The sequence below is a fragment of the Saccharothrix sp. NBAS 001 genome (genome assembly GCF_056640475.1).
The window spans coordinates 9,399,745-9,420,915 of sequence record NZ_CM153251.1 but is presented as its reverse complement, the minus strand read 5'-3'; the positions used below and the strand labels follow the sequence as shown (position 1 = coordinate 9,420,915).

Annotated in this window: 20 protein-coding genes; 11 read left to right on the top strand and 9 right to left on the bottom strand. The window is 68.6% G+C overall.

Annotated elements, in window-relative coordinates:
* Positions 1-149: 149 nt before the first annotated feature.
* Entirely contained in the window at positions 150-1,196 is a 1,047-nt protein-coding gene (locus tag AC0HI0_RS42535; RefSeq protein WP_480929126.1) for an NsdA family TPR-like regulatory protein, read from the top strand.
* On the opposite strand, the gene AC0HI0_RS42530 is transcribed toward AC0HI0_RS42535, so the two are convergent.
* From AC0HI0_RS42530 to AC0HI0_RS42520, 3 genes are all read right to left on the bottom strand, one after another.
* On the bottom strand, positions 1,164-1,736 hold the full coding sequence (locus AC0HI0_RS42530; protein WP_480929125.1) for an NUDIX hydrolase: 573 nt from the start codon (positions 1,734-1,736) through the stop codon (positions 1,164-1,166). The two genes, AC0HI0_RS42535 and AC0HI0_RS42530, sit on opposite strands and share 33 nt — an antisense overlap.
* Before the next feature lie 367 nt (positions 1,737-2,103).
* Positions 2,104-2,736, bottom strand: a complete 633-nt coding sequence (locus AC0HI0_RS42525) for a hypothetical protein (protein ID WP_480929124.1) — start codon at positions 2,734-2,736, stop codon at positions 2,104-2,106.
* Positions 2,726-3,148 (bottom strand): hypothetical protein, encoded by a 423-nt coding sequence (locus tag AC0HI0_RS42520; protein WP_480929123.1) that lies wholly within the window; start codon positions 3,146-3,148, stop codon positions 2,726-2,728. The genes AC0HI0_RS42525 and AC0HI0_RS42520 overlap by 11 nt, the downstream gene beginning before the upstream one ends.
* A 533-nt stretch (positions 3,149-3,681) precedes the next feature.
* Here AC0HI0_RS42520 and AC0HI0_RS42515 point away from each other — a divergent pair.
* On the top strand, positions 3,682-4,245 hold the full coding sequence (locus AC0HI0_RS42515; protein ID WP_480929122.1) for a hypothetical protein: 564 nt from the start codon (positions 3,682-3,684) through the stop codon (positions 4,243-4,245).
* A gap of 4 nt (positions 4,246-4,249) precedes the next feature.
* Here AC0HI0_RS42515 and AC0HI0_RS42510 read toward each other — a convergent pair whose 3' ends face one another.
* Positions 4,250-5,035 (bottom strand): NYN domain-containing protein, encoded by a 786-nt coding sequence (locus AC0HI0_RS42510; RefSeq protein ID WP_480929121.1) that lies wholly within the window; start codon positions 5,033-5,035, stop codon positions 4,250-4,252.
* Positions 5,036-5,414: 379 nt separating this feature from the next.
* On the opposite strand from AC0HI0_RS42510, the gene AC0HI0_RS42505 reads away from it, so the two are divergent.
* Positions 5,415-6,983, top strand: a complete 1,569-nt coding sequence (locus tag AC0HI0_RS42505; protein ID WP_480929120.1) for a proprotein convertase P-domain-containing protein — start codon at positions 5,415-5,417, stop codon at positions 6,981-6,983.
* Positions 6,984-7,032: 49 nt separating this feature from the next.
* Here the strand turns inward: AC0HI0_RS42505 and AC0HI0_RS42500 are convergent, their stop codons facing one another.
* Entirely contained in the window at positions 7,033-7,824 is a 792-nt protein-coding gene (locus tag AC0HI0_RS42500; protein ID WP_480929119.1) for an SAM-dependent methyltransferase, read from the bottom strand.
* A 263-nt stretch (positions 7,825-8,087) separates the two neighbouring features.
* Here AC0HI0_RS42500 and AC0HI0_RS42495 point away from each other — a divergent pair, with 263 nt between their 5' ends.
* From AC0HI0_RS42495 to AC0HI0_RS42485, 3 genes are all read left to right on the top strand, one after another.
* Positions 8,088-8,651: a Uma2 family endonuclease gene (locus tag AC0HI0_RS42495; protein WP_480929118.1), complete on the top strand. Its 564-nt coding sequence runs from the start codon at positions 8,088-8,090 to the stop codon at positions 8,649-8,651.
* A gap of 37 nt (positions 8,652-8,688) precedes the next feature.
* Positions 8,689-9,099: a MarR family winged helix-turn-helix transcriptional regulator gene (locus AC0HI0_RS42490; protein WP_480929117.1), complete on the top strand. Its 411-nt coding sequence runs from the start codon at positions 8,689-8,691 to the stop codon at positions 9,097-9,099.
* A 66-nt stretch (positions 9,100-9,165) separates the two neighbouring features.
* On the top strand, positions 9,166-9,792 hold the full coding sequence (locus AC0HI0_RS42485; RefSeq protein ID WP_480929116.1) for a hypothetical protein: 627 nt from the start codon (positions 9,166-9,168) through the stop codon (positions 9,790-9,792).
* A gap of 54 nt (positions 9,793-9,846) precedes the next feature.
* Here AC0HI0_RS42485 and AC0HI0_RS42480 read toward each other — a convergent pair whose 3' ends face one another.
* Positions 9,847-11,424, bottom strand: a complete 1,578-nt coding sequence (locus tag AC0HI0_RS42480) for an amidohydrolase (RefSeq protein WP_480929115.1) — start codon at positions 11,422-11,424, stop codon at positions 9,847-9,849.
* A gap of 47 nt (positions 11,425-11,471) precedes the next feature.
* Here AC0HI0_RS42480 and AC0HI0_RS42475 point away from each other — a divergent pair, with 47 nt between their 5' ends.
* Entirely contained in the window at positions 11,472-11,657 is a 186-nt protein-coding gene (locus tag AC0HI0_RS42475; RefSeq protein ID WP_480929114.1) for a hypothetical protein, read from the top strand.
* A gap of 33 nt (positions 11,658-11,690) precedes the next feature.
* Here AC0HI0_RS42475 and AC0HI0_RS42470 read toward each other — a convergent pair whose 3' ends face one another.
* Positions 11,691-12,029: a hypothetical protein gene (locus tag AC0HI0_RS42470; RefSeq protein ID WP_480929113.1), complete on the bottom strand. Its 339-nt coding sequence runs from the start codon at positions 12,027-12,029 to the stop codon at positions 11,691-11,693.
* Positions 12,030-12,360: 331 nt separating this feature from the next.
* On the opposite strand from AC0HI0_RS42470, the gene AC0HI0_RS42465 reads away from it, so the two are divergent.
* Positions 12,361-13,308 (top strand): methionyl-tRNA formyltransferase, encoded by a 948-nt coding sequence (locus tag AC0HI0_RS42465; RefSeq protein WP_480929112.1) that lies wholly within the window; start codon positions 12,361-12,363, stop codon positions 13,306-13,308.
* A 1,197-nt stretch (positions 13,309-14,505) separates the two neighbouring features.
* The gene (locus tag AC0HI0_RS42460; RefSeq protein ID WP_480929111.1) at positions 14,506-15,198 is read left to right on the top strand and encodes an HNH endonuclease family protein; all 693 of its coding nucleotides are present in this window, start codon (positions 14,506-14,508) and stop codon (positions 15,196-15,198) included.
* Between the two features lie 69 nt (positions 15,199-15,267).
* Here AC0HI0_RS42460 and AC0HI0_RS42455 read toward each other — a convergent pair whose 3' ends face one another.
* Positions 15,268-16,062: a hypothetical protein gene (locus tag AC0HI0_RS42455; protein ID WP_480929110.1), complete on the bottom strand. Its 795-nt coding sequence runs from the start codon at positions 16,060-16,062 to the stop codon at positions 15,268-15,270.
* A gap of 149 nt (positions 16,063-16,211) precedes the next feature.
* Here AC0HI0_RS42455 and AC0HI0_RS42450 point away from each other — a divergent pair, with 149 nt between their 5' ends.
* Together AC0HI0_RS42450 and AC0HI0_RS42445 are read left to right on the top strand one after the other, a co-directional pair.
* The gene (locus AC0HI0_RS42450; protein ID WP_480929109.1) at positions 16,212-17,693 is read left to right on the top strand and encodes a CYTH and CHAD domain-containing protein; all 1,482 of its coding nucleotides are present in this window, start codon (positions 16,212-16,214) and stop codon (positions 17,691-17,693) included.
* An 85-nt stretch (positions 17,694-17,778) separates the two neighbouring features.
* Positions 17,779-19,386 (top strand): beta-N-acetylhexosaminidase, encoded by a 1,608-nt coding sequence (locus AC0HI0_RS42445; RefSeq protein ID WP_480929108.1) that lies wholly within the window; start codon positions 17,779-17,781, stop codon positions 19,384-19,386.
* A 156-nt stretch (positions 19,387-19,542) separates the two neighbouring features.
* On the opposite strand, the gene AC0HI0_RS42440 is transcribed toward AC0HI0_RS42445, so the two are convergent.
* The gene (locus tag AC0HI0_RS42440) at positions 19,543-21,084 is read right to left on the bottom strand and encodes an aldehyde dehydrogenase family protein (protein ID WP_480929107.1); all 1,542 of its coding nucleotides are present in this window, start codon (positions 21,082-21,084) and stop codon (positions 19,543-19,545) included.
* Positions 21,085-21,171: the final 87 nt, after the last annotated feature.

Here is a 21,171-nt window from a genome sequence, read left to right as displayed (position 1 = left end):
GGCCTCAGGGGACGGGGGAGAATGTGGCAAGGCGAAAGCGGGGAGACCCACCGCTGACGCGCCTACAGGGCGTCCGCGCGGAGTCGGGGAAGACCCAAGATCAGCTAGTTCGCTTCCTGCTCAAACGTGGTCCACAAATAGGCGTCTCAGTGGCGTCCGAGTCATCTCTGAACATCATGCTCTCCCGTTGGGAGAACGGCCACGTGGAGGTAACCGATCCGGGTTACCGCCGCCTGTTCCGGGAGTTCTACGGCAGAACAAACCAGGAACTAGGCTTTCCTTCTGACCTGCTCAACGAGAGCACCGAAGAGCTACGAGATCGCTTGGTCATTGCCCGAGGAATCGACACCGAGACACTTGACCTCTTCCAAAGCCAAGTCAACGACATTCGCCGCTCAGACAAGCGATTCGGCGCGATGGCCGTGCTGGATCAACTGAACAACCTGATCGACCAGATGGAAAAGGTCCGATCGTTCAGCGTCAGCACAGCCCACCGAGAGCGCCTAGCCGCGACACTAACCGACGCACGCACCCTAGCTGGCTGGACAGCCCTAGACCGTGGTTCGCAAACTCAAGCGTGGCAGTACCACGAGGACGCCAAGGTATCGGCACGAGAGGCGGACTCCCCCAACCTCCTGGCACACGCCGCAGCACAACAAGCCGTGATCCTTCTGGACATCGGCGAACCAGCGGCAGCAGTAGAACTCTTGGAGTACGCGCGCTACGTAGCCCGGGACCGTGCGCCATCACTCCTACAGACGTGGCTGGCCGCAGCACACGGAGAAGGACTCGCCGCCGCAGGCCGCCACGATGACGCGCTACGCGCGTTCGACACCGCGAACTCTCTCCTGCCCGAGGATCCGATCAACCCCGAGATGCCCTTCCTGCTCCTCAACGATGCCCACCTATCAAGGTGGCGTGGCAGCGCCCTGCTACGACTGGGAAACCACGACGCAATCGCCGAGCTGGAGACTGCGGCCCAACGGCTGGAGTCCTCCCCGAGGTCGGCCGTTCGTGGCCAGGTCGGAATGTTCACCGACCTGGCATTCGCGTACGCCGCCGCAGGCGATAGCCGAATGGCCGTTGAGTACGCCCACAAGGCCAAGCGTCTAGCCACCCAAATCGGCTCCGACCGCCAACGGCGACGTCTCGCAAACCTCGAACTACCCGATTCCGGCCGCGCCGGCGTTACGTGAAGCCAAGTAGAAAAGTAGAGGAACGATAGCGCCGGACCCCAGAACTTCACCACGCTTCACAAGCTCAAGCATCCGATCAATTGGAATCCACTCGATGCGGGCGGCCTCTTCAGCATCCGCAGGCTCACCGACTTTCTCAGCCCGACGCCAAATATAGGCACTAACTGGCGCATCCACCATGCCGGGCAATGGCTGGAAAGTCGCGAGGCGTTCGGGCTCGCCGATCGGCCTCCATCCAGTCTCTTCTTCAGCTTCCCGCACAGCAGTATCGACCGGGTCTTCACTTTCTTCAACAAGGCCGCCGATCAATTCGTATCCCCACTGATCGACCGCGAACCTATACCGCCAAAGCGTTAGAACTTCCTCACGATCATTTAGCAACAGAGCGACCGCTACGTGATGCAGCTTCACGACATGATGCTCGAACCGAGAACCGTCCGGCGGCTCGACATCGACCAGCTTTACCGTTACCCACTGGTTCTCGTAGATAGCCCGTTCACCGTAGGTAGACCATCGAAGTGCTTCCGGATATTCTGCCACGCCTCCATCTTACGTCGAGGCTCACGACAACCATAGCCTAGTTGGCAATACCGCAGTCGTACGTCGTTCGATACGACGGCCAGTCCACCCCTAGAGTCACCCAACGCCGCAAGAACCTAAGACGATATCCGGCCCGACCAAGTCGGCCCGATAGTAACAGAAGGTCGACCAAGGTCTTTACTCATATTCACTTCTTTGCGTCACAGGAACAGCGGTGTAAAAGCACTGTGCGGATCGATTAGAACCGCCTGCCCCGACAGTTCGAGAATTTCCCGCAGCACCTTATACCTTAACGCCGAATTTCCTACTACCAGTTAACCAAGAACCCTCTCTATCGCCTGGAGAAGGCCGCCTCACATCACCGAGACTATCGACCATTGCCTTCCCGCATCGGGTACTGAATACCTTCACAGGGAGTGAGGCATCTGTCACATGTCACAGGCATTCCACTCTTAAAGGCGCTCCCCAGCTTTTCTCGCATCTCAGCTTCACCGATAGAGAAGGATTCTATTCGAGCATCCGGATCGTTTGGCCGCTCGACGATTGACACTTCCATCAAATCAGCCTCCGTGATGACTCTGTGACAGTGAACCCCTTCGTACATACGTCCGGCGATGTGCTGACACTCGTCCGGATCTTCACCACATATCGAACACTCGCTAGCTTTTATAATATACCCGGCACTCATACCAATGCGATTATGCGCGAGCGGCACCGGACAACTCTGGAAGTAGGTGCCGTCACGCATCTCAAACTGACATCCGTCAGCGAATGAACTTCGAGCAAGTTTTCCGCATTTGTCGAGAAATTGGTGAGCAGTCTCGAACTCCGCATCAGATGATGCTTCTAGCCAATTCATGGCGCTTCTAAGAACTTTGATAGCGGCACGAAGGCGCTCGTGAGAACCCTCCTCTATTTGGCCGCAGAGTACGGCGCGCAGCACCCTTCCATAGAGCCGCTGACCTTCCCTTAGCTTTGCGGTTCCGCGATCATTCGTCACTCTTCCCGAACCTCTCCATTGCGCTCAGAACTTGGCTCCCCGGACCACTCGCCTTGAACCGCTTAGACGCGCCCCCCGGCCCCAAAACCTCGTACTCGACGTGCAATAGCGCCTTTTCTGCCTTATCTCGACGCCCGCCAAACCAATTCAAAATGACTGAAGCGACGATGTTCGCCGGAACATTGACGCCTACATCTGTTACGAATGCGAGAATGGGTAGCCAAACTTCCGCAGCGTTTAGACTTACAAGTCGACGGTCTACCTTCTCGTGCTGGTAGGAAACATCCACTCCCTGCTCACGCAACAGTTTGACGAAGTCAGTCGTCGTGGACGGGTAAGGATGCCCATCAGGGATGCTGTAGTCAGACCCACCAGGGATACCCGATCGAACCGTCACCTGAATCTCATTCATGCGTCTTCCTCTCTAGGGAGGACACGTATGCTACGCGTTAGGTTAGAGCGCGACACAGGCCGCCAGAAGCGTGCTCCAATTCAAGACGCCGCCTGCAACGGATGATCATCGTAAGATGCTCCCGATCGGCCCAATCGTGGAGCCATCTGTGGAGCCGTCTCGCCGCGAACCAAGCGATCAGTGCGACGTTTGCAACATGGCTCCACACCATACTCGCAGCTAGAAGTGCTTGCATTGATTCCCCTGAAGACTTCTAATCCCGAGGTCGCAGGTTCGAATCCTGCCGGGGGCGCTGGTTCGCAAGTCGTGGCGCTGGGTGTCGATCTCCGTCGAGATCGGCCCAGCTCTCACCCGGAAGTTTCCGATCGCGCGAGGGCCGAAACCGGCAGCGGGCGGGGTCGAGGATCGCTAGCGTCCCCGGCGTGGGACAGAACAAGCGCAGTGGCTTGGCGACGGTGATGGCGTGCGTGTTCGCGACGGCCGCCTGTACGGCAACCCCGCCGGTCACGACGACTGTCACGGTCACGCAACCGGTGACCTCCTCCACCACCACCACGACGACCACCGCTAAGACGCCGGAGGGACCGTCGATCGTCGCCAGCGGGTACGGGGCGGTGTGCGAGGGGCAGGGCTTCCCCGACACCGGGGCGTACACGGGGCCGGGACCGCACTCGATCGCGTTCTCCGTCCGCGCCTACAAAGGCACGGCTTTCGGGCCCGACGCCGCCATGACGTCCGACATCGCCGAGTTGCCCGCCGACTGGAAGTCGGCGGCGCGGACCTCGCTCCAGCTGGTCGCCTGCGTGAAGGTGCTCAGCGTCATAGAGGTGCGGGAGTGCGAGTACCGGTCGCTCGGCGGCGCGCCGGGGAGCTTCAAGAACCGCTTGTTCAACCGCGTCCTGCAGATCCAGGTGCGTGCCACCCGCACCGGCGAGCCGGTCTCCGGTGTCCTGGAGGCGACGACGGGCACGACCCTGTGCGCCGCCTCCGCCAAGCAGCCGTCGGCCGGCTCGACCGAGGCGCCCAACCAGTTCGGCACGCTGACCGACGCCGAGCGCGACGAGCTGTTCCGCGGCATCGTCACCGCGACGGTCTGAGCGTTCAGGCGTGCTTCTTGCCCGCGCGTGAGCGCTTGTCACGGACGTAGACGACGCCCGGTTTGCCGTCTCCCGGGCTGCGGCGTTCGGACTCGAACAGGGTGGTGGCGGCCATCAGGTCGCTGAGCTTTCCGTAGCCGTAGTTGCGGGAGTCGAAGTCCGGGTGCTGCTTGGTGATGATGTGGCCCACGGACGCGAGCGGGGCCCAGCCGTCGTCGTCGGAGGCGGCTTCCACGGCGTTGCCCAGCTGGTTGAGCAGCGCGTTGTCCTTCGCCAGCTGTTCGGCGGGCGTCCGCTGGGGCGGGGACAGGGCCGCGTCGGCTGCCACGACGTCGCTGTCGGGGTGGCTCAGGTTCTCGATGTAGATGAACTTGTCGCACGCGGCGACGAACGGCTTCGGGGTCTTGCGCTCGCCGAAGCCGTAGACGGTCAGGCCGGACTCGCGCAGGCGTGAGGCGAGGCGGGTGAAGTCGCTGTCGCTGGAGACGATGCAGAACCCGTCGAAACGTCCCGTGTACAGCAGGTCCATCGCGTCGATGACCATCGCGGCGTCGGTGGCGTTCTTGCCGGTGACGTACGCGAACTGCTGCACCGGCTGGATCGACTGGGCCAGCAGGCGGTCTTTCCAGCCTTTGAGGTTCGTGCCGGTCCAGTCGCCGTAGGCGCGCTTGACGTGCGCGGTGCCGTATTTGGCGACTTCGGCCAGCAACGCCTCGGCGATGGTGGGCCGCGCGTTGTCCGCGTCGATGAGCACCGCGAGCTTGGCTGCGTTCTCACTGCCCAAGACCATGCCGGTTCCTTCGTCGTCGTCGGGCCGCGCCTGTCCTCGTAAGGCCACGTCAGTCTGTTCCGCGGGCGATCCTCCCCAAGAACGGGGCCACGCCCGTTTCGCCACGCCGTGCGGCCCCGCTCCGATGTGACGGGCCGCTGCGTGCCACCCCGGCACCGGGAGCCTGGTCGCGCGGCTCTCGCACCGGGTCGGGGACCGGGCGATCCGGGGGGTGCCCGGCACGCCGCGGAACGAGCGGGGCTGGAGTGCGGGCCTCGGGTCGTGCGACCGTACGAGTCCGGTCCGTCCTCCACCAGAGGTCGGGTCGGACACCGCCGCCACCCCGGAAACGACCTTTCCAAGGAGGTGCGCCTTGTCCATCCGGTCCCTGCTACTGCCGATGGCGGCTGCACTGGCGTTGGCCACACCCGTCCCGGCCGCGGTCCCCGCCCAGGCCGAATCAGCCCAGGCCGAATCAGCGCGGGCGCCGCAGTCCACCCTGAACGGGAACGTCACCAAAGCGGGTGAACTCAAGGCCCGGAGCGAGACCCTGCGGTACGCGCCCACGGGCCGTTCCTGGCAGGTGGTCATCACCGAACCGGGCTCCAGCTACGTCAAGGTGCACTTCGCCTCGCTGAAACTCGCACCCGGCGACCGGGTGACCGTCGCCGACCCGTCCGGACGCGAAGTCCACACCTACCACGGCAACCCCACCACGACGGCGTTCCCCGGCGACTCCGCGCACACCGTGCACGGTCGCGCCGGCTTCGCCGCGATGTCCGTCGACGGCGACACCGCCGTGGTGACCTTGCACGCCGCGAAGGAGCGCGCGAACGCGGACACCCTGACCCGCCAGGGCTTCGGGGTCCACATCGACAGCTACTACCGGGGCTTCACCGAGGCCGAGACGGCTGCGGCCAACCCCGGCACGCTCAGCGTCTGCGGCGCCGACGCCCGCAAGGACGTGGTCTGCTACCAGACCAGCCACCCCACCGAGTACGCCCGGACCGGCGCGGTCGCGCGCCAGCTGCTCAACGGCCTGGGCCACTGCACGGCGTGGCGGGTGGGCAACACCAACCGGATGCTCACCAACTTCCACTGCATGGAGAGCGCGGCCGACCTGCGGGCCAGCGAGTTCCAGTTCGACTACCAGTGCTCGACCTGCGGCGGCAACAACCCGAAGCCCGGCACCAAGGTCAGCGGCCTGGAACTGGTCAAGTCCAGCCCGCTCAACAACCTGGACTACGCGTTGTTCTCGGTGAACAACTTCGACTCGATCAAGTCCTTCGGCACGCTCTACCTCGACGTGCGCGAGCCCAAGGCGGGCGAGCGCATCTACCTGCCCGGCCACGGCGACGTCAAGCCCAAGCGGCTGTCGCTGTACGAGGAGAGCGACGGCGGCGCGTACTGCAAGATCGACGTCGTGTCCTCCGGCGTGAACACCGGCTACAAGTGCGACAGCTCGGGCGGCAACTCCGGTTCGCCGGTGCTGGCCGCCTCGTCGCACAAGGTGATCGCGCTGCACCACCTCGGCGGCTGCCCGAACTGGGGGACCCGGATCTCCCTGGTGCACAACGAGATCGCGAGCCTGATCGACAACGCCGACGGCGGCCCCGGCCCCGGTCCGGGCAAGCGGTTCGAGAACGCGGCCGACTTCGCGGTGCGGGACCTGGCCACCGTCGAGTCGCCGATCACCGTCGCCGGCCTCACCGGCAACGCCCCGCCCGCGCTCAAGGTCGAGGTGAACATCAAGCACACCTACCGCGGCGACGTGCGCATCCACCTCGTCGGCCCGGACGGGACAGCGTACCTGCTCAAGGACACGTCCAACGACTCGGCGGACGACATCGTGGCCACCTACCCGGTGGACGCCGCCACGCAGGCCGCCAACGGCGTGTGGAAGCTGCGCGTGTACGACGCCTACCAGGGCGACACGGGCACGTTGGACTCGTGGGCGTTGCAGTTCTGACGTCCTGAAGGCCGGTCCGGCGTCCGCGTGGACGGGCGCCGGACCGGTTCTAGGGTTTGCGGCCCACGGCGGCCAGTCCGGCGAAGCGCTCCGGGTGGTCGTCGACGTCCTCGGGCGACGACGGCCGCCACAGCGGCAGGTGCACCACGCCGGGCTCGACCACGTCGAACCCGTCGAAGAACCGCAGCACCTGGTCGTGCGACCGCATGGTCATCGGGGTCGCGGTGCGCCGCCGGTAGAGGTCCTGGTGGCTGTCGGCCTGCACGTCCTGGCCGTCGCGGGTCGCGTGCGAGAGCACCAGGTGGCTCCCCGGCGGCACGGCGTCCCGGTACGCGGCCACGATGTCCGCCGGCCCGTCCTCGTCGGTCACGAAGTGCAGCACCGCCACCATCATCACGGCCACCGGCCGCGACAGGTCCAGCAGGTCGCGGGCCGCCGCGAGCACCGCGTCCGGCCGGCGCAGGTCCTGCTGCACCACGAAGGTCTGCTGGTCGTCGCCCAGGATCGAGCGGCTGTAGGTGACCGCGATCGGGTCGTTGTCCACGTACACGACGTGCGCGCCGGGGTCGGCGTTGCGGGCCACCTCGTGCACGTTGCCCACGGTCGGGATGCCGGAACCCAGGTCCAGGAACTGGCGCACGCCCCGCGCGGCGCAGTACTCGACCGCCCGCCGCAGGAAGGCGCGGTTCGCCTGCATGATCAGCGGCACCTCGGGCCACATCTCGACGGCCTGCCGCGCCATCTCCCGGTCGACCGCGAAGTTGTGCGCGCCGCCCAGGTAGTAGTCGTAGACCCGGGCCGCGCTCGGCCTGGTCAGATCGATGTCCGGGCGCTCCCCCATGTGCCGGCCTTCCTGCTGTTGGGACGAATTTCACTCATTTTTCCGCCGGACGTCCGGGTGCGCCCGTTCAGTCGCTTCCTGCGCTGAACGGGTGAAACGTCCGGCGACGCTGCGCGAGCCTGCCGGGTAGTGAACGCCCCGTGCGCATTCGTGCGCTCTGCCGTTCGGGCGTCCGCAGTCGTGCGTGTGGCGCGATTCAGGGTGTAATTGCACCCCCAGGGCCGTTCTCCGCGTTGTGGACCTTACGAGGGAAGGCACGCACCATGACGGGTGTACCCCCCGCGTTCGACAGCGGCAAGCCGCTGACGTGGGTGGACCTGGAGTCGATGCCCGATGACGGTCGGCGCTACGAACTCGTGGACGGGGTGCTCCTGGTGAGCCCTTCACCCCGCCCCGTGCACCAACGCGCCGTCGCCCGGCTGGTGATCGCGCTGACCGCGGTCTGCCCGCCGGACTGGGAAGTGCTGCCCGCCCCGGTCGACGTGGTGCTGGCCGACGACACCGTGTTCATCCCGGACGTCGTGGTCGGCGACCGCGCGGCGTTCACCTCCCGCGCGCTGATCGGGCCGCCGGTGCTCGCCGTCGAGGTGCACTCGCCGCGCACCCGCACGCTGGACCTGGAGCTCAAACGGGTGAAGCTGGAGCAGGCGGGCTGCCCGCACTACTGGCTGGTCGACCCGGACCTGCCGACGCTGCGCTGCCTGGCCCTTCGCGACGGCCGCTACCAGGAGGTCGCGGTGTCCGAGGGTGACGACGTGATCGCGCTGGTTGAGCCGTTCGAGGTGCGCCTGAGCGCGCTCGGGCTGGTCGGCGACAACCCGGCATAGGATGTAGACCCATACCTGCACTCCGGGGAGGGTCGTCTTGTCCGTCCGCGCCACCTGGTCCGGCCTGCGCACACTGCACAACCGGATCAACGCGAGCCTGGAGCGCGCGCTGCAACGGCAGTTCCACTTCGGGATGTCGGAGTTCACCGCGCTCGGCGCGCTGCACGAGTCGCCGGAGGGCGAACTGCGGATGCAGGAGCTGACCGAGGTGGTGGGCCTGAACCAGAGTTCGGTCTCCCGCCTGGTCGCGCGGCTGGAGCAGTCCGGCCTGACCACGCGCGAGATCTGCGAGACCGACCGGCGCGGGGTGTTCAGCTGCATCACGCCCGCCGGCCGCGAGATCTACCGCAACGCCGCCCCCTTCTACGACGAGACGCTGGCCGCGATCTTCGACGAGGTGGCCGCGGACCCCGACCTCGGGCCGCTGCTCGGGAAGGTCCGCTCGTAACCCCTGATTGTCGGACCCGACGGGTAGAATTCGAACGTCAGTTCGATACGGCGAGGGGAGCCTGTCGTGGTCGTGGAACCGGTCAGCGTCACCGCGTTGTCGTTCACCGAGTACGTGATGAGCGGCCAGCGCGGGCGGATCAGCATCGTCTCCGAGCAGCGCGAGGTGTACCTGGGCGTGGACCCGTGGGTGTGCGGGTTCTACAACCCCATGCGCGACGCGATGCGCCGCGCGGCGAACTCGACCGACCCGGAGGCGGAGCTGGAGGTCGCGGTCGAGTCGGCGAACCGCAACGGCCAGTTGCGGGCGTTCACGGAGCTGCGGGAGGGGTTCCTGCCGTGGCTGCGCGGCACCCGGGCGACCGGCGTGCCGGTGCGGGCCGCCCGGTGGACGGAGGGCGAGCTGTCCCTGCGCGTGCGGCCGCACCTGGGCCTGCGGCTGCCGGACGGCTCGACGGCGGCCGTGCTCGTCTACACCAAGGAGGCGGTGATGACGCAGGAGGCGGCGAACGTCGGGCTGCGCATCCTCCAGCAGACCACCGCCGACACCCTGCCCGGCGCGACACCGCTGCTGCTCGACGCGCGGCGCGGGCGGGCGTTCAAGATGGCCAAGCGGACCAACCTGGCCAAGCTCGACGCCCTGATCGCCGCCGAGGCCGCCGGGTACGTCGTGCACTGGCGGATGAGCGCCTGACCACCTGAGCGGCTCGCCACCTCGCCTTTTCGGGTCCGGCGGACCGGGCCGGGTTCAGCCCGCGAACCCGGCCGGGTCGTGCCGGAACCGCCCGCCGACGACCGTGGCCAGCACGCCGATGTCGCCGATCCGGGAGACCTCGCAGGTGCGCGGGTCGTCGTCCAGCACGACGAAGTCGGCCAGCCTGCCGGGCGTGAGCGAGCCCAGGTCGTCCTCGCGGCGGCACGCGTACGCGGCGTTCGCGGTGTACGCGCGCAGCGCCTCGGTCACCGTCACGGCCTCGTCCGGCCCGACGGCGAGCCCGGTGCGCGACCGTCGCTCGACCATGAACTGCACAGCCCGCAGCGGGCTCCCGTCCGCCACCGGCCGGTCCGAACTGCCCGCGAGCACCACCCCGCGGTCCAGGAACGCCCGGCCCCGGTACAGCCACGGCGCGCGCTCCGGGCCCATGATCGCCGAGTAGTCGTCGCCGTACGCCCACAGGAACGTCGGCTGCACCACCGGGATCACGCCCAGCGCCGCGATCCGGTCCAGCTGGTCGGGCCGCACCAGCCCGCAGTGCTCGATCCGGTGCCGGGCGTCCTGCCGGGGCCGCCGGCGCTGCGCCTCGGCCACCGCGTCCAGCGCGAAGTCCACCGCCCGGTCGCCGATCGCGTGCACCGCGAGCTGCCAGCCGGCGTCGTGCCCGTCCAGGATCGCGGCCCGCATCACCGCCGGGTCGTCCTGCAACTGGCCGGCGCCCGCCGTGCCGACGTACGGCTCGGTCAACGCGGCCGTCCGGGCGATCATCCCGCCGTCGGTCCACAGCTTCAACGCGCCGATCGACAGCCACTCGTCGCCCAGACCGGTGCGCAGGCCCAGCGGGAGCGCGCGCCGCACGCCGTCCTGCGCGTGCGCCCGCACGTCCCTCAGCTCGCCCGACGACACCATGAGCTGCACCCGGATCGGCAGCGGTTCCCGTTGGTACGCCGCGACTTCCAGCGGACTGCTGCCGATCAGCCCCTCGCCCACCCCCGCCTCGGCGGCGAACACGACCCCTTCGCGCAGGCACTGCTCCGCGCCCGACCGCACGTCCGACGCGATGTCGGCGATCGAGTAGGGCAGCATCATCGCCCGCACCGCCGACTGCGCCCGTTCGGCGAGGAACCCGGTCGGCTGCCCGGCCGCGTCCCGCTGCACGTCGCCCAGCGGCGGCAGGTCGGCCAGCACGTCGCTGCTCACCACGCACGCGTGCCCGGACAGGTCCTGCACGTAGACGCGCGGCCCGACCACGTCGAGGTCCCGTGCCGTGAGCGGCCGGTCGAGCACGCGGTGGTCGTACCCGGCGACCTCCAGCCACACCGAACGCGGCGCGCCGCGCAGCAGGTCCAGCACCTGGGCGACGGTCGCGCAGCCGGAGATGTCCAGCGTCCGGGACGCCCGCCCGGCCCACGCCAGGTGGTTGTGCGCGTCCACGAACCCCGGCAGCGCCACCGCGCCGCCCAGGTCCACCACGCGGCGGGCGGGCAGGTCGGCGACGTCCTCGTCCAAGCCGACGATCCGCCCGCCCCACACGCCGAGCGTGGACGCACCGGGCCGTGCCGGGTCGAGGGTCGCGAACCGGCCGCCGACCACCTTCAGGTCAAGGATCACCCCCGCAGGCTAGTTGGCGGCCCGCAGGCGGGGGCTAACCTCGCGACATGCGCAAGTGGTGGTCGGTCGGCGCGGGTGTGCTGCTCGTCGTGCTCGGTGCGGTGTGGACCGCGCAGGGGCTCGGCTACCTGGAAGGCAGCTTCATGACCGGCCAGAAGCTCTGGACCGCGATCGGCCTGGTCTGCGTCGTCGGCGGCGTGGCGCTGCTGGTGACCGCCGTGCGGCGCCGGTAGCTGCGGACCTCCGAACCCGGTTTCCGAGCCGGCTCACGCCTTCGGCACACCGGCCCGTTCGGCGAGGTGCCGGACCAGGACCCCGATCGATTTCGCCAGTTCGTCCACGAGTTCCTCGGAACGGGGTTTGCCGTGCCCCGCGCCCAGGCACCAGGACATGCTGAAGGACAGGATCGAATCGACGTCGCTGGGCCGCAGCAGGATGGCCTGCCCGACGTGCAGGGGTTCGGCGGGCCCGTTCTCGTACAGCCGGTGCCAGGTGCCGGTCCGGTGGTCGAAGGCCAGGTGGTTGATGCCGGCCGGACTCGCCAGGACGTAGTCGAACGGCACGTTCGGGCCGGGCGCCCACGGTCGTTCGGCGCGGCCGTTCATCGTGCTCCCGCTTTCGTGGTCGGTTTCGTGGTCGCTTCGGCGATCGGTTCGGTGGACACGAGTTCTCCTCACTCGGAGCGGCAGGGTTCCGCCGCCAAGGACTACCACAGAACGCGATATGAGGAGTCCTTGCAAAAGCCCCGCCGATTCCGGAAACCGTTTCGACAGCCGCCGGTCCGGGCATTCCAACAATTCGCCGCCGCCCGCCGAGGCCGCCCCGGGCCACCGCGCCGCACCCCCTCGCGACCGTGACCGACCGGACGGTCCACGGGACCCCCGAGTTAGGTTAGGGTCAGGTAACTTAGGCGAGCCTAAACCCTGGAGGAGTCCCATGCGGGTCGTCATGTTCGGCTACCAGACCTGGGGCCACCGCACGCTCCAAGCGCTGCTGGACTCCGAACACGAGGTGGTGCTGGTGGTGACCCACCCGAAGAGCGACCACGCGTACGAGCGGATCTGGAGCGACTCGGTGGCCGACCTGGCCGCCGAGCACGGCGTTGAGACGATCATCCGCAACCGGCCGGACGACGACGAGCTGTTCCAGCGGTTGAAGGAGGTCCGGCCGGACGTCATCGTGGCGACGAACTGGCGCACCTGGATCCCGCCGCACATCTTCACGCTGCCCGAGCACGGCACGTTGAACGTGCACGACTCGCTGCTGCCCGCCTACGCGGGTTTCTCACCGTTGATCTGGGCGCTGATCAACGACGAGAAGGAGGTCGGCGTGACCGCGCACATGATGGACGAGACGCTGGACGCGGGCGACATCGTGCTCCAGCGAGCCGTCCCCGTCGGCCCCCGCGACACGACCGCCGACCTGTTCCACAAGACGCTGGAGCTGTTCGGCCCGATCACCGTCGACGGCCTGGCCGAGATCGCCAAGGGCCGCACCGACTTCACCAAGCAGGACCGGACGAAGGCGAGCTTCTTCCACAAGCGCGCGGAGGAGGACCTGCGCATCGACTGGACGTGGCAGGCGGACGAACTCGACCGCCTGGTCCGCGCCCAGTGCGCCCCGTACCCGAGCGCGTTCACGTTCCACAAGGGCAAGCGCCTGGAGATCGTCGAGGCGGAGGTGTCGGAGGCCCGTTACGGCGGCACCCCCGGCCGGATCTTCTACCGCGAGGGCGACGGCGTCGCGATCGTCGCGGGCGCGGACTCCCGCCGAGGCCGCAACCACGCGCTTCTGGTGAAACGAGTCCGTACGGAGGACGGCAGCGAACTGGGCGCGACGGAGTACTTCACGCACATGGGCGGCTACCTGACCAACCGTCCTTGAACCGGTGCGTTCAACACGCCACCGTTCCTGACTCCACCACTACCGGTCCTTACTGGTACTGACCCGCCGCTACTGGCCGCCTTCGTGAGGCGCGCCCACCGTCCGACAACGGCTCTGGGCGCGCCCACTCATACCCAGAACTCCTATACTCACCACCAACACCACGTTTCCCGAGCCGCTTTCCACGCCACACGTCACACAAACCGGTGAACAACCCCGAAAAACACCGGAAAACGTACGGAAACACTGTTCCCGTTACTCGGTGAGATATGGAACCTACCCGAGCCGCCACCCTCAACCCTCAGAACCACAACCCCACTTACGTCGCACCCACCCACGCCGCACCCCGGCCAAGCCGTCCACAGCACCCAGACCCGACCTGCGCAGACCACGCCGACCACACCCACCGGCGGCCCCAGCCAACAGACCCCTGCCGCCACCAGCAGACCGCGCGTGATCACCCGCGCATGCGCCGTCGGGCACGCGCAGCCTGCCAACGCACGCACGCCGACGCACGCACGCCGACACGCGCATGGCTACACCGCAGCCGCCTGCACGCACGGCACGTGTAGCCGCCCATCGACATCCCGCCATCCGCACCCGCGCCCGCACCAACCCATGGGCATCCGCCCATCCGCGACCGCGCATCCCCGACCGCCTATGGGCGTCCGGCTATGGGCGTCCGCCCGCATGCGCCGCCTGCGCCTGTCCATCGACCCGTACCAACATCTGCGCCAGCGGGGCTGTGATGACGCGATCGCGCTGCGCTCCCGGGACCGCGCTGGCGAGGGCGAGGGCGGAGGCAGCCGATCCGTGCCAGCGAACTTGTGCCCGTGAACTCGTACTCGCGAACACGTGCTGACGAACTCGTGCCAGCTGGATCTGGGTCTGCTGGAGCTGGGTCTGCTGGAGCTGGGCCTGCTGGAGCTGGGCCTGCGAGGTCCGAGCCGGACAGAGTTGTCGCCGTGCCTTGAGTCGGAGCCCTACCCGCGTTGGAGGGCTCGTGTTCGAGTGCCCTCGTTGGAGCCGTGCGCGCAGCGGGGTTGGGCATGCTCGCAGCGAGGGCGGTCGGGCTCGCGCGGGCTTGCGTTGGCCCGTTGATCCTCCGGGCTCGGATTCGGCTGTGGGGGCGGGGTTGTCCTGATGCGTGCCACCCGGTGATCACGTCGTGATGGTGATCGCTGATCATTGGTGCCCATGAGCCGGAAGCGGACGACTACGTGGGCAAGTGTGGCGGTGTTGGTCCTGCTGCTGGCGATCGGTTATTACCTGACCCGGTACCAGGAGTCGAAGTCCCCGGTCGAGCCGACGTCGACCGGCGCGCAGCCGCCCGGTACCGCGCCCGGTGCCACGCCGGCGCAGGATCCTGGGCCGTTGTTGGCGGGGTTGAAGATCGCGGCCGAGGGCAAGATGGCCGGGTACAGCCGGGACCGGTTCCCGCATTGGAGCGGGCAGGGCAACTCGTGTGACACGCGTGAGGTCGTGTTGCAGCGGCAGGGTACGGATGTCCGGAGCGACAAGGATTGCAAGGCCACGTCGGGCACTTGGGTCAGCGTGTACGACGGCGTGACGATCACCGACGCGGGGAAGCTCGACATCGACCACACCGTGCCGTTGGCGGAGGCGTGGCGGTCCGGTGCCGACAAGTGGACCGACGAGCAGCGGCAGAAGTTCGCCAATGATCTCGGCGGGATCCAGCTGGTGGCGGTGTCGGCTACCACCAACCGGGCCAAGGGGGACCAGGATCCGGCGAAGTGGAAGCCGCCGGTCGAGGGGTACTGGTGCGTCTACGCCGCCAACTGGATCACGGTCAAGAGCACGTACGGGCTGACCATCGACCAGGCCGAGCATGACGCGTTGGCCGCGATGATCGCCGTCTGCCCGAAATAGGGAACGGTGGGGGTCTAGGGCGCTGGGTCCAGCGCGCTGCGTCAGGGGCGCAGGGTCAGGGGCGCAGGGTCAGGGGCGCAGGGTTTGGAGTTGGTCGACCAGGTCGGTGTGGACCTCGGTTCGACGGACCCACGCGGCCGAGCCGGAGCCGGCGGTGGGGGGATCGCCCAGCGGGTCGACGGCGGTCGTGACGCCGTATTCCAGGCGGTAGGCGATGAGTCCGGTGGCGGCTCGCACCCAGGGGTTGGGGTCCGGGCTGGGGATTTCGCCCAGGCCCACGCGGAACCAGACGGGGAGGCGGGTGTCGGCTGCCAGGGCCCGTTCCAGGCGTCGGGCGGCGGCGTCCCAGATCTCTTCGCGGGCCTTTTCGCCGGCCAGGACGGCTTCCTGGCGACGGGCGTCTTCGGCGGCTGCCGAGTCGGCTTCCAGGCGGGCGGCGGCGTCTTGGGCGCCTGCTTCCGCCGAGCCGATCTGCCAGTCGAGCTGGTGGACCTCGTGCTCCAGCGCGTCGCGCTCGAACCTCGGCATCCGGCCGGACGCGAGGCGGGCTCGGCCGGCGTCCCGCCGCTCCTTGAGCGCGTCGTACTCGGCCACCTCCTGGCGCAGCTCCACCCGCACCGAGTCGGCGAGCACCTCCTGCTCGGCGTCCCACGCCGCACGCAGCGCGGCGACGATGTCGCCCACTTCGCCGTCGACCAGGTCGAAGTCCTCGTCCGGGCCTGAGCCGGCACCGGCCAGGCGGCGCTCCAGGACCAGCAGTCGCCGGCTGACCCGGTCCAGTTCGGCGGTCAGCAGCTGGGTCCGGTGGACGAGGTCGGCGACGGTCGGTTCGACCGCGTCGAGCCGCTCTTTCTCCGTGGGCACGCGATCCAGCCAACCTCACGAACCACCGCCGGCGTGCCACCCGCCGGGAAAACCACGCGGACGGTCCGCAACAACCCCCGTGCAGGTCAACGCACCCTCACCCACAGTTACATAGCGTAAACACCCATCAAACGGTGTATGTCTGGTACATGTCGACATCGGTTCACGAGACGGAACGAAAGTACGAGGCCCCGACCGGCGTCGCGCTGCCGGAACTGGCCGATCTGCCGGGGGTGGCCGCCGCGGCGGGCCCCGAGGAGCAGCGGCTGGAGGCGGTCTACTACGACACCGCCGACCTGCGGCTGGCCCGCGCGGGCCTCACGTTGCGCCGGCGGGTCGGGGGCGACGACGCGGGCTGGCACTTGAAGCTGCCGGTCGCCGAGGACACCCGCGAGGAGGTGCGGTTGCCGCCCGGACGGGCCGCGAAGCACCCGCCCAAGCAGCTGGGCTCGCTGGTCCAGGTGCACGCGCGCGGTGACGCGCTGACCCCGGTCGCCCGGATCCGGACCACCCGGCAGCGCTGGCAGCTGGTGGACGAGCGCGGCAAGCTGCTGGTCGAGGTGGTCGAGGACCTGGTGTCCGCGCAGGACGTCGCGGACGAGTCGGTGGACACCTGGCGCGAGATCGAGGTGGAGCTGGGCGAGCGGGGCGACCTCGCGCTGCTGGACCACGTGGAGCGCCGGCTGGCCGAGGTGGGCATCACCCGGTCGACGTCGTCGGCCAAGCTGACCCGCCTGCTCGCGGGTCGGATCGCGCCCGGACGGCCCGCGCCCAAGCGGGGGAAGTCGGCGGGTGACGTGGTGTTGGCGTACTTGCGTGAGCAGTCGGAGGCGCTCATGCACTACGACCCGAAGGTGCGCCGTCAGGAGGAGGACGCGGTGCACCAGATGCGGGTGGCGACGCGTCGGATGCGCAGCGCGCTCCAGGCGTTCGGGAAGGTCGTGGAGCGTGATCGGACCCGTGTGCTGACCGATGAATTGAAGTGGTTGGCGGGTGTGCTGGGCGACGCGCGGGACGCGGAGGTGATGCGCGCCGGGTACGAGGCGAATGTGGCGAGGCTGGATTCCACGCTCGTGCTCGGGCCGGTGTCCGCGCTGCTCACGCGGCATTTCGCGCCGTTGGAGGCGGGTGCGCACGAGTCGGCCATGACGGCGATGAACAGCCGCAGGTACTTCGCCTTGTTGGACGCCGTGGACGCGTTGCTCGCGGATCCGCCGTTGACTGCGTTGGCGCACGGCAAGGCGAAGCAGGTGTTGCCGAAGTTCGTGGTGAAGACCTACAAGCGGTTGGCCCTTCACGCGGAGCACGCGCATGACGACGAGTCGTTGCACGAGTCGCGCAAGGCGGCCAAGCGTCTGCGGTACGCGGTGGAGACCGTGGAGCCCTTGTACGGCACGAGCGCGAAGAAGTACCGCAAGCGCCTCAAGGATCTTCAGACGTTGTTGGGCGACCACCAGGACAGCGTCGTGGCACGGCCGGTGCTGCGCGAACTCGGGGCGCAGGCGCACCGGGACGGCGAGAACGGGTTCACGTTCGGTCTGCTGTACGGGCTGGAGGAGGCGAAGGCCGCGCGGGTGGAGGAGCACTTCCCGGCCGTCTGGGCGGAACTGGGCCGGCCGAAGTTTGTCTGATTGGTCTGGACCTTGACACTCTCGGGGCACGGCTGAAACGGTGATCGAAGCCGCCGCACGGGTTATCCACACCGATCCCAGGAGGATGTCCGTGCCTCGAAGAGTGGAACCAACCAGTCGTGCCGGCCGGCGCTTGCTCGCCCCGGCGCTCGCCGCCCTGCTGCTCCTGGGCGCGGCGGGCACCGCGGTCGGCGAACCGGCAGCTCCGGAGAAACCTGTGCCCCTCAGCATCGTGCCCGCACCCGTGAAAGCCGCGCCGAAGCCGGGCGTGACCTACGCGCTCACCGGCGACACGCGCATCTACACCCAGCCCGGCTCGCGGGCCGCCAAGCAGGTCGGCGAGTACCTGGCCGGCGTGTTGCGGCCGTCCACCGGCTACCGCCTGCCGGTCGTGCCCGGCGCGTCCGGCCGCGGCATCTCGCTGCTGCTGACCGGCGCGGACCACCGGGTCGGCGAGGAGGGCTACCAGCTCGACGTGACCGGGCGCGGGGTGGTGGTCCGGGCGCGGACGGCGGCCGGCCTGTTCGCGGGCGTGCAGACGTTGCGCCAGTTGCTGCCCGCGAAGGTCGAGTCGAGGAGCAAGCAGCGCGGGCCGTGGAACGCGACGGGCGTGAGCATCCTGGACTACCCGCGCTACGAGCACCGGGGCGCGATGCTGGACGTGGCACGGCACTTCTTCTCCGTGGCCGAGGTGAAGCGCTACATCGACCAGATCGCCCAGTACAAGATCAACCGGCTGCACCTGCACCTGTCCGACGACCAGGGCTGGCGACTGGAGATCAAGAGCTGGCCGAACCTGACCGCGCACGGCGGCAGCACCGAGGTCGGCGGCGGTCCCGGCGGGTTCTACACCCAGGACCAGTACCGCGACCTGGTCGCCTACGCCGCGTCCCGGCACATCGAGGTGATCCCGGAGATCGACCTGCCGGGCCACACCAACGCCGCCCTGTCCTCCTACGCCGAGCTGAACTGCGACGGCGTCGCCCCTCCGCTCTACACGGGCATCGAGGTCGGGTTCAGCTCGTTGTGCATCGACAAGGACATCACCTACAAGTTCGTGGACGACGTGCTGCGCGAGGTCGCGGCGCTGACCCCGGGCGAGTACCTGCACATCGGCGGCGACGAGGCGCACGCGACGACGGACCCGGACTTCATCGAGTTCATGGACAAGGTCCTGCCGCTGGTGGAGAAGTACGGCAAGACCGCGTCGGGCTGGCACGAGTTCGTGAAGGCCACGCCGGGCGCGTCGGCCGTGCCGCAGTTCTGGGGCACCAAGACGGTGGCCGCCGACATGGTCGCCGCCGCCGCGCGCGGCAACCGGATCGTGCTGTCGCCGGCGACCAAGGCGTACCTGGACATGAAGTACGACGCGAACACCAAGCTCGGCCTCAATTGGGCGGGCTACACCGACGTCGAGGACGCCTACGACTGGAACCCCGGCGCGTACATCCAGGACCTGCCGGCATCGGCGGTCCGCGGCGTCGAAGCTCCACTGTGGACGGAGACGCTGACGAACTCGGCCGAGGTGGAGTTCATGGCGTTCCCACGCCTGCCCGCGATCGCCGAACTGGGCTGGTCACCGTGGAGCACGCACGACTGGGCGAAGTTCAAGGACCGCCTCGCCGCACACGCCCCCCGCTGGAAGGCGCAAGGCGTGAACTTCTACCCCTCCCCCCAGATCCCCTGGAAGTAACCCCAACCCTGGTCTGACCGCCCATCGCGGCGGGCCACAACCGACCCCCGGCTGACCGACCTCTCCCCCTGCTCTGCACCCCGCGCCACCACGCGAGGTCGCGTCGGCTTGTCGGGCCTCATTTCCCGGCGATCACGCTTTTCGATCGCCGGGAAATCAGGACCGATGAGCCGACTTCCCGGCGACCTCGCCGCCGCCTGTGAAGCAGCGGCCGTCAAACACAGCCTTGGTCTGCTGGTAGCGGTCGAGAATGGCGTTGCGGTTCCCGGTGCCGGATTCGCCGTGGCCGCCGAAGGCCGCGTGCGCCGGGTAGGCGTGGTGGTTGTTCACCCACACCTGTTCCGCCTGGATCTCACGGGCCGCGCGGTAGGCCGTGCCGCCGTCGCGGGACCACACGGCGGCGGCGCGCCCGCGCGCGGTGTCGTTGGCGGTTTTCACGGCGTCGTCGAAGTCGTCGAACCGGGACACCGACAGGACCGGCCCGAAGATCTCCTGCTGGAGCACCCGGGTCTTGTCGTCGCCTTCGAAGATCGTCGGCGTCACGTAGTACCCGCCGGACAGGTCGCCGCCGAGGTCGGCGGGTCCGCCGCCGCACACCACCCGTGCGCCTTCGGCCCGGCTGGTGTCGATGTAGGACAGGACCCGGTCCCGCCGTTCGGCGCTGACCTGCGCGCCGACCACCGTCCCGGTGTCCAGCGGGTCGCCCTGCCGCACGGTCTCGGTGCGTTCGGCGGCGTCGGCCAGGAACCGGTCGTAGGCGGCGCTCTGGATCAGCGCCCGTGACGGGCACGTGCCGATCGCGCCCTGGTCGAGGGCGAACCCGGTGAAGCCGTCCAGCGCCTTGTCGTGGAACGCGTCGTGGCGCGCGGCGACGTCGGCGAAGAAGACGGCGGTGCTCGTGCCGCCGGGTTCGACGGCGACCGGGACCAGGTTCTCGCTGGCGCACCCGAGGATCAGCCGCCCGGTGGACGCCTCGCCGGCGAACGCGAGTTTCGCGATCCGCCGGGACGACGCGAGCGGCTTGCCCGCCTCCTCCGCGGAGCCGTTGACGACGTTGACCACGCCGGGCGGCAGCAGGTCGGCGATCAGGCCCATCAGCACGTGGATCGACGCGGGGGTCTCCTCGGCGGGTTGGAGCACGACGGTGTTGCCGGCGGCGAGGGCGGGCGCGAGTTTCCAGGCGGCTGCCGTCAGCGGGAAGTTCCAGCCGACGATCTGGCCGACCACGCCCAGCGGCCCCGGCACGTGGTAGGCGACCAGGTCGTCGCCGAGCTGCGAGAAGCCGCCCTGCTGGGCCCGGATGACGCCCGCGAAGCAGCGGAAGCCCTCGACCGCGAGCGGCAGGTCCGCGGCCAGGGTCTCGCGCACCGGTTTGCCGCTCTCCCAGGTCTCGGCGACGGCCAGGACCTCCAGGTGGTCCTCGATCCGGTCGGCGATCTCGGTGAGCACGGTGGCCCGCTCGGCGGGCGGGGTGCGGCCCCAGCCGCGCGCCGCGCCGTGGGCGGCGTCCAAGGCCCGGTCGACGTCCTCGGCGGTGCCCCGGGCGACCTCGGTGAACACCTCGCCGGTGACCGGGGAGGTGTCGGCGGCGTAGCGGCCCTTGGCGGGTGGCACGTACTCGCCGCCGATGAAGTGGTCGTACCGCTCGCGGTAGGTCATCACGCTGCCCGGCCGACCCGGTGCCGCGTACCTGGTCATCTCGTCGCCTCCCGCGTCGTCGCCTTGGTCGCCGGACGACGGTAGGGGCCGGAACGTTGCAGTCACGTTGCACCCGATCGGAGCAGC

Coding starts and splice junctions, on each gene's coding strand:
- AC0HI0_RS42470 (WP_480929113.1), bottom strand. CDS start 12,029: ATGAACGGCCGCGCCGAACGACCGTGGGCGCCCGGCCCGAACGTGCCG.
- AC0HI0_RS42520 (WP_480929123.1), bottom strand. CDS start 3,148: ATGAATGAGATTCAGGTGACGGTTCGATCGGGTATCCCTGGTGGGTCT.
- AC0HI0_RS42505 (WP_480929120.1), top strand. CDS start 5,415: ATGGCGGCTGCACTGGCGTTGGCCACACCCGTCCCGGCCGCGGTCCCC.
- AC0HI0_RS42495 (WP_480929118.1), top strand. CDS start 8,088: ATGACGGGTGTACCCCCCGCGTTCGACAGCGGCAAGCCGCTGACGTGG.
- AC0HI0_RS42445 (WP_480929108.1), top strand. CDS start 17,779: ATGTCCGTGCCTCGAAGAGTGGAACCAACCAGTCGTGCCGGCCGGCGC.
- AC0HI0_RS42510 (WP_480929121.1), bottom strand. CDS start 5,035: ATGGTCTTGGGCAGTGAGAACGCAGCCAAGCTCGCGGTGCTCATCGAC.
- AC0HI0_RS42460 (WP_480929111.1), top strand. CDS start 14,506: ATGAGCCGGAAGCGGACGACTACGTGGGCAAGTGTGGCGGTGTTGGTC.
- AC0HI0_RS42475 (WP_480929114.1), top strand. CDS start 11,472: ATGCGCAAGTGGTGGTCGGTCGGCGCGGGTGTGCTGCTCGTCGTGCTC.
- AC0HI0_RS42500 (WP_480929119.1), bottom strand. CDS start 7,824: ATGGGGGAGCGCCCGGACATCGATCTGACCAGGCCGAGCGCGGCCCGG.
- AC0HI0_RS42450 (WP_480929109.1), top strand. CDS start 16,212: ATGTCGACATCGGTTCACGAGACGGAACGAAAGTACGAGGCCCCGACC.
- AC0HI0_RS42440 (WP_480929107.1), bottom strand. CDS start 21,084: ATGACCAGGTACGCGGCACCGGGTCGGCCGGGCAGCGTGATGACCTAC.
- AC0HI0_RS42465 (WP_480929112.1), top strand. CDS start 12,361: ATGCGGGTCGTCATGTTCGGCTACCAGACCTGGGGCCACCGCACGCTC.